We start from the raw sequence: 7021 nt of genomic DNA, 5'->3' as shown, positions 1-7021 counted from the left end.
AAGAAAACATGTTGGAAGTGGAAGAATCTTAAATAATGGTGTAATACCTCATACCGCTCCAACTATTTGGGGTGGTGGCGGTCCGGCCTGGGGAGGTATAGTAATTACGTTGCCTTGGTTTATGTATCAGCATTATGGTGATACTCAGGTTCTGGAAAAGAATTTTGAGTTGATGCAAGGTTGGCTGTCCTTTTTAGATACCCACGTAGAAGGCAATCTGTTGCGCAGATTTGGCGGAGAATGGGATTTTCTTGGAGATTGGCTATGGCCTAATGCCACAGCCGAAGGAATGAATAATGATTCGCCTGAAACACTGTGCCTAAATAATTCTTACTATATTTTTAATTTGCGTACCGCAGCTAAAATAGCACATCTTATAGGGCGTCATGCAGAAGCTTCTGTTTGGGAAAGAAAGGCAGAATTATCATCGAGAGCCGTAAATGAGCTGTTTTTTAATGAAAAGGACAATAGTTATTCAGATGGATCTATGTCTAATCTTGCTGCAGCTCTGTTAGCAGAAGTACCTTCTCCTGAGGTAAGAGATAAAGTTCTTAAAAGATTGGAAAGAGAAATTCTCGAAATTAGAAAAGGACATATCCATGCAGGAATTACTGGCGGAGCACTACTGTTTAAATTGTTAAGAGATGAAGGTAGAGACGATCTTATTTATTCAATGACCTCAAAGAAAACATATCCAAGTTGGGGCTATATGAAAGATAATGATGCCACAACCATTTGGGAAATGTGGGAAAAGGATTTACCTGGCCATTCTTTGTTGCATAGTTCTTACTTATATCCCGGAGCCTGGTTTATAGATGGTATAGGTGGTATTAAAAGACATCCTGAAAGTGTAGGTTTTAGACGTTTTATAGTTAGACCGCCTTCTCCTAAAGCAACTGATATTAAATACGCACATACAAAATATGATTCTCCAGTAGGGGTTATCGAAACTAATTGGGAAAAAGTAGGAGACAAATTATCATTAAATCTTATAATTCCGCCTAATAGTATAGGTGTATTGCAACTAAACCCTGCAAATGCTATTGATGTGAAGAAGTATAAAACTGTAAAGGAATTGCCAAGAGAAGGAAATCTTTTGCAATATGAAGTTCTACCGGGGAAGTATAGTTTTTAACGTTAAGGCAGAAGTTGTAGAAAAGAAAGCCGTTTCTGAAACCTCAGAAATGGCTTTCTTAATAAAGGAATGATTTTAAAACTTCACATTCAAACTAAACATAAAGCTTGTACCTGCCTGCGGGAAATAGAAATTTTCTGTTACCCTATTTCCGTTATAAATATATCCCCAGGTATAGCCGTTACTTTCATATTTCTCGTTAAATATATTGTTTACCTGTAATCCCAGACCAATATTTCTTAAACCCAGAGCTTCAAACTGATAAGCTAATCTAACATCATTCACAAAAAAAGCATCTAATTTCCTGTTTTCATTAGCCGTATTATCTAAATACTGCTTGCTTACATATTTAGAAAGTAATGCAAGCTCAAAACCTTTAAGAGGTTTATAGGCGAACTCATTTCCTGCTATAAATTTTGGCGCAAAAGCGATATCTGTGTTTTTGTAAACATTTTGTTGTTGACCAATCCAATCAAAATTGGCATCGTATTCATCGAAATACTCATGAAACTCCTTTATCTTATGATCGCTTAAACTGGCATTAATTCCCCAGGAAAATTTAGGCGATATAGCCCATTTTGAATCGAATTCGATTCCTATTCTGTAGCTGTTGTCAACGTTACTTCTTATATAACCGCCCACATCATTAATTTGCCCTGTTAAAATCAGCTGATCTTTGTAGAACATGCCAAATAGATTCAATCCTGCCGTTACATTATTTCGAAGATAGCGATATCCCAATTCAATGTTATTTAATCTTTCTGCCTTAGGCCTGCTATCCGGGCTGGATTCTGTAAAATCATCTCTGTTTGGCTCTTTATTAGCGACTGCAAAAGAAGCATACACGTTCTGATTTGAATTGATTTCGTAGGTAACGCCAACTTTCGGGTTGAAAAAGTTTAAAACGGCATTTTGTTCAACATTATTTCCGTTGCGATCAAAACCAAGGAAAGTATAGTCTACTCGCCTGTATTGTAAATCACCGAAAAGATTAAACTTATTCAGATTTATACTGGCCTTACCAAACACGTTGAAATCTTTCTTGGTTGCATCGTTTTCATAATAGCGATAATCATTTTCTGTTTGTGATGCATATCTTGCCCAAATCACTTCGCCAAAATGCTCCCCTTTATATTCGTTGTAAGCACCTCCCAAAATAAAATCTGCTGTTTTAGAGGGGCGATAATTCAAAGAATAAGTCAGGCCATAGAAATGATTATCCAACCAGCGTCTTCTCACCAAATCTGTATTTGCAATAGTGTCGCTACCGATAAAAAGAGAGTCTAATCCATATTTTTCAAAATCTTCACCATACTTATATTCCTCATAATAACCAGCACCTTTAGTATAATGCAAAGCACCATTAAAGCTCAGCTGATTGCTGATTTCCTTTGAATATAAAAGCTGGTAATGGTTTTGATTATAGTTGTCGGTTTGATTTTTGTACCTGAACATGTTGAATTTTCTCGGATCGGAATTGAACAAATTCAAAGAATCTTCAACAGTATTGTAAAGATCACCCAGATTGCGGTAATAATGATCCAGTAAATCTGCCTGAGAGCCTTTCAGTTTTGCTTCCGGTATACCATTCCATGCCTGATAGGTTTTCTCCTGTCCCGAGAAAGTAACCGCTCTAAGAATGCTTTTCTTTCCATAATAAGCACCGGAAACATAATATGATTTCAAATCGGAAGAACCTCGGTCAATAAAGCCGTCACTTATGATTCTCGACAGGCGGCCGTCAAAAGTCCATTTTCCATTTATCAAACCTGTTCCAACTTTTACGGTATTCTTCAAGGTGCCAAAAGAGCCGGCGGAGTTATTTACTTCAGCATAAGCAGAATCTGTAAGTACAGAAGTTTGAATATTTAGACTGGCACCAAAAGCACCTGCGCCATTTGTAGAAGTGCCAACGCCTCGTTGTAATTGCATATTGTCTACGGAAGATGCAAAGTCCGGAAGATTTACAAAGAAGGAACCCTGACTTTCTGCGTCATTATAAGGAATACCATTAATGGTTACATTTACCCGTGTGGCATCAGAGCCACGAACACGCATAGAAGTATAGCCAACTCCGGCACCGGCATCCGAGGCTACTACAACAGAAGGTGTCTGGTTAAGCAGATAGGGCATGTCTTGCCCAAAATTATTCTTTTCAATTACTTCTTTACTGATATTCTTGAAGGTTGTAGCAGAATTGGCGGAAGCCCGGGTTGCACTTACTATAACTTCATCTGCAAGCAGTAATGCCTTTTCCAGACTTAAATTAAGTTCTGTATTTCCTTTAACCAGTATGGTTTTTTCTAAAGGTTTAAAACCGATATAGGCAATTTTAAGATGATATGTTCCATTTTTTAAATTTCTGAAGGTGAAATTACCATTAACATTAGTCTGGGTGGTAACATTAAACTCTTTTAAAGTTACAGAGGCACCAACCATTACTTCAGATGAACCTGCATCAGTAATTCTGCCGTTCAGAATAGCGTCCTGTGCAAATAAGACATAAGGCATAACCAAAGCGATCAGCATCGCTAATTTCATTTTTCTCACTTTTCTTATGTGTTTAAAATATTAAAACCATGCAGTGGTAAAGGGGTTAAACCACTGGTTTTAGTATTACATTCCCTCCGCCGGCATTATCCGGATCAGGTGTTCATCATAATTATTTTTTACGATGAAGGGTATGATCTCAGCCTTTATTTGTGTTTCACTAAACAAGGCACCCCATTTGATGACGCAAATATAGTGCTTATTGTCAATAAATAAAAAAGCAACTATTTGTTTCCTGCTCTTTCTGTACTCGCAGGCAGAAGATTTACTATGGCGAGATGCCGATTGTAATTTTTACCTTTACTTTTGATTTTTCAGTTGCTATAAGACTAAATTTGTCTATCTTTTATTTAAAAATTCTCTATGATAAAATATCAATATACAGCCCTTGTTGCCCTGGCTTTTGCTGTTTCCTCATGTACACCTAAAGCAAAGGTAGAATCGCCTTCCGCTATTCGTGAAGCTGTTTCTAAAACTATTCCGGTAGACAGCAATGTCATTATCGGAAAATTAGAAAACGGGTTAACTTATTATATCAGAAAAAATGCGGAGCCTAAAAAAAGAGCAGAACTTTACCTGGTAAATAAAATTGGGTCTATTGTAGAGGATGATGATCAACAGGGGTTAGCTCATTTTACGGAGCACATGGCTTTTAATGGAACCAGAGATTTCCCTAAGAACGAATTAATAAACTATCTGCAAAAGGCCGGAGTTCGATTTGGAGCCGATCTAAATGCTTATACCGGATTTGACCAGACGGTTTATCAGTTGCCATTGCCAACAGATAGCGCCGATGTTTTTAAAAAAGGTTTTGATATTTTATCGAACTGGGCCGGGCATGTAACTTTTGACGATTTCGAAATAGATCAGGAAAGAGGTGTGATTATAGAAGAAGACAGACAGAGAGGAAAAAATGCACAGGAAAGAATGACTAAGCAGATTCTCCCTGTTCTATTGGCCAATTCGAGATATGCAGAAAGACTCCCGATTGGTAAAGTGGATATTCTGCAAAGTTTCAAATACGAGACCATCAAGCGTTTTTATAAAGACTGGTACAGACCAAATCTGCAAGCTGTGGTTGCGGTAGGTGATTTTGATGTGGCTGAGGTAGAAAAACTGATAAAAGAGAATTTCTCGGAGCTGAAAAACCCCGCAACAGAAAGAAAGAGAGAAACTTATGACTTACCAGGAAATAAAGAGCCTTTGGTGAAAATTGTAACCGATCCTGAATATCCTTATAATGTTGCTTCCATTACTTATAAACATCCCGAAGTAATTGAAAAGACAGAGTCTGATCTGTTGTTAAAGATGGAAACCGGTCTGATAAACGAAATGCTTTCGAACAGATTAAATGAAATTTTGCAGAAAGGAAATGCGCCTTTCGTTTTTGCCCAAAGTGCTTACGGACCATTTCAGGGGGGGCTGGCTAATGCTGATGCATTTAGCAGCTTTGTAGTCGCAAAGGATGGTTCGGGATTGAAACGGGCAACAGAAGCTGTACTGGCCGAGAATATCCGTATGAAAAAATTCGGTTTTACAGAAACAGAGCTTGCAAGAGCTAAAACCAATTTATTAACGGCTATTGAAAAACAGTTTAAAGAAAAGGATAAAACCCAATCGTCTGTTTACGTAGAAGCTTATACCCAGAACTTCTTAAAAGGACAGGCTATTCCAAGTATAGATTTTGTTTATGATTTCTATCGCAAGAATATGGATCAGATTACTTTGACTAATGTGAATAAGCTGGCTGCGGGTATGGTAACCGATGATAATATGATTGCCATCATTCAGGCTCCGGACAAGGAAAAAGCTAATCTGCCTAATGATGCCGAGTTTTTATCGTGGATAAAAAACGCGGGAAGCAATGTTACCGCTTATGTAGATGAGGTTATAGACCAGCCTTTATTAGCTACTAAACCAGTGGCCGGACAAATTGTGTCTGAGAAAAAAGTAGAAGCTATCGGCGTTACCGAATTGACTTTATCCAATGGGATTAAAGTTGTTTTAAAACCGACAGATTTCAAGAATGATCAAGTTTTATTTACTGCCAGCAGAAACGGGGGAACTTCTCTGGCTTCTGATATAGATTTTAGATCTGCAGAAATGGCGGATGGCTTAGTAGATGCTTCTGGTATTGCTAATTTTGATCCCATCCAGCTAGGCAAACTGTTAACAGGTAAATCGCTTGGTGTTACGCCATTTATTTCTAATTACAAAGAGGGAATAAAAGGTTCGTCATCTCCAAAAGATATAGAAACGGCTTTTCAGCTAATCTATCTTTATTTTACACAACCAAGAAAAGATGTAAATATCTTCAATACACAAATTGAAGAAACAAAGACAGTATTGGCAAACCGTTCGTCAAATCCAACTTCGGTTTATCAGGACACTATTTCTGCTGTACTGAATAATTATCATAAAAGGGCCGGAGTTATTACAGAACAGGAACTTCAGAAAGTTAGTTTAGACAAAGCGCTGGATTTTTATAAACAGCGTTTTGAAAATGCAGCAGATTTTACATTCACTTTTGTAGGAAACTTTCAGGAAAACGAAATAAAAACTTTGTTAACAACCTACCTGGCAAGCTTACCGTCTAATCCAACGCAGAAATCTAATTATAAAGATTTAGGTTTCTATCCGGCAAAGGGAAAAGTGGTTAAGAAAGTGTATAAAGGTCTGGAAGATAAAGCCTCTGTTTTATTGGTTTATCATGGTGACTATGTATACAGCAAAGAAGCCAATATGCAGTTAAATGCATTAAAATCTGTGCTGGACTTTAAAATTCTGGAAAGATTAAGAGAGAAGGAAAGTGGTGTATACAGTCCAAGGGTCTCTTTGTCGTATGACAATATTCCTAAAGCAACGTACAGTGTCTCAATTTCATTTAGTTGCGCATCGGCTAATGTAGACAAATTAATAGCCGCCGCCGAAGATGAGATTGCCGTCTTGAAGAAAAATGGGGCTACAGCAGATGATATTGTAAAGTTTAAGGCAACGCAGAACAGGCAGTACGAATTAATGATGAGAGAAAATGGCTATTGGTTACAGTACTTACAAAAGACTTATACGGATAATAACAATCCGCTGGATGTGCTAAGCTATTTAGAAAACTTAAAAGTAGTCACTAACGATTCGGTAAAACAAACAGCTAACAAATATTTAAATCCAAATAATTACAAGCAGTTTATATTACTGCCAGAGAAAAAATAGTCCTCTCAGGGCTTTAATAATTACACAGATTTTAGATATTCAATCTGTGTAATTATTAATCTAATCTTCCATTTCCACAAACACAATCTACTTTACCTCTGTTTTCCAATAAAACAGCTTATGCAG

General features: G+C 37.3%; 3 protein-coding genes. 2 read left to right on the top strand and 1 reads right to left on the bottom strand.

Annotated features, from left to right (window positions below; genetic code table 11):
- The coding region (locus ABWO41_RS13615; RefSeq protein ID WP_353139010.1) for an alpha-L-rhamnosidase-related protein at nt 1-1135 on the top strand (1135 nt) is incomplete at its 5' end.
- 75 nt (nt 1136-1210) lie between these two features.
- Here the strand turns inward: ABWO41_RS13615 and ABWO41_RS13610 are convergent.
- Entirely contained in the window at nt 1211-3676 is a 2466-nt protein-coding gene (locus ABWO41_RS13610; protein WP_353139013.1) for a TonB-dependent receptor, read from the bottom strand.
- A gap of 372 nt (nt 3677-4048) precedes the next feature.
- Here ABWO41_RS13610 and ABWO41_RS13605 point away from each other — a divergent pair, with 372 nt between their 5' ends.
- Nucleotides 4049-6895 (top strand): M16 family metallopeptidase, encoded by a 2847-nt coding sequence (locus ABWO41_RS13605; protein ID WP_353139007.1) that lies wholly within the window; start codon nt 4049-4051, stop codon nt 6893-6895.
- Nucleotides 6896-7021: the final 126 nt, after the last annotated feature.

It is taken from the genome of Pseudopedobacter sp., assembly GCF_040392825.1.
In the GTDB taxonomy this organism is placed as follows: domain Bacteria; phylum Bacteroidota; class Bacteroidia; order Sphingobacteriales; family Sphingobacteriaceae; genus Pseudopedobacter.
Note: the sequence above shows the minus strand (reverse complement) of the source record. Positions and strands in the feature narration are given on the sequence as shown.